Below are 1,095 nucleotides of genomic sequence, written 5' to 3'. Positions count from 1 at the left end.
ATGCACACCGCTGCCGCCCTCGCCGCGGCCGACGAGCTGCACGGCGTGCAGCGCGGTGGGGCCGTGGGGCGGTGCGGGGGTGCTGCTCACTGGGCCGGAACTCCTGTCCGTGGCGTCGCAGGGCCTGCCCAGGATGCCACTCCCGAGGAGCCGCCGGACCCGGCTCGGCGCCGTCAACCGCTCTGTACGGGCGTACACGTCAGACATGCACCACCCTTCCGGGCGATGCCCCGCACGCCCGTCGCGCGCCGGGAGGGCGCACGAAGGGGGCGGACAGCACGGTGCATTTCGCCCGACCACTCAGGTAGACGCACCCCGGACGGGCCGGGTTGCCCCACGCCACCCGTTCGGCCCACACGCGACACCCGCCCCGGGCGCAACGTCGGTCACACCGCCCGGGTCACCCACCCGGCAGCGCCCCGGCTACTCGGCCCCCGCGCGGGCCGCCGCGAGCAGCTCCTCCGCGTGCGCGCGGGCCGTCTCGGAGTCCTCCTGGCCCGCCAGCATGCGCGACAGCTCCCGCACCCGCGCCTCGCCGTCCAGGACGGTCACACCGCTGCGGGTGACCGAGCCGTCGCTGGTCTTCTCCACCAGCAACTGGCGGTCGGCGAAGGCCGCGACCTGCGGCAGATGGGTCACCACGACGACCTGCGCGCCGCGCGCCAGCCGGGCGAGCCGGCGGCCCACCTCGACGGCCGCCTTGCCGCCGACGCCCGCGTCGACCTCGTCGAAGAGGTACGTCGGCACGGGGTCGGAGCCGGCGAAGACCACCTCGACAGCCAGCATCACGCGCGACAGCTCACCGCCCGAGGCGCCCTTGGAGATCGGCCGCGGCGGGGCGCCGGGGTGCGGGGCGAGCAGCAGCTCGGCCTCGTCGACACCCGTGGGCCCGTACGCGACGCGGCGGCCGTCGATCTCCAGCCCGTCGGCGCCCGCGGCGACCTCGGTGCGGCGCAGGTCGACGGTCACGCGGGCGTGCGGCATCGCCAACTCGGTCAGCTCGTCCGTGACGGCGGTGCCGAAGCGTTCCGCCGCGTCGCCGCGCGCCTCGGTCAGCGCCTCCGCCAACTGCGCCAGCTCGCCGCGCAGGGCGTC

Annotated in this window: 1 pseudogene; it reads right to left on the bottom strand. The window is 76.5% G+C overall.

Features of this window, described 5'->3' with window-relative positions:
* Positions 1–423: 423 nt before the first annotated feature.
* Positions 424–1,095 (bottom strand): annotated as a pseudogene (locus H5J30_RS35025) (DNA repair protein RecN); the annotation flags it as partial.

The sequence above is a fragment of the Streptomyces phytophilus genome (genome assembly GCF_013870535.1).
GTDB lineage: Bacteria > Actinomycetota > Actinomycetes > Streptomycetales > Streptomycetaceae > Streptomyces > Streptomyces phytophilus.
Note: the sequence above shows the minus strand (reverse complement) of the source record. Positions and strands in the feature narration are given on the sequence as shown.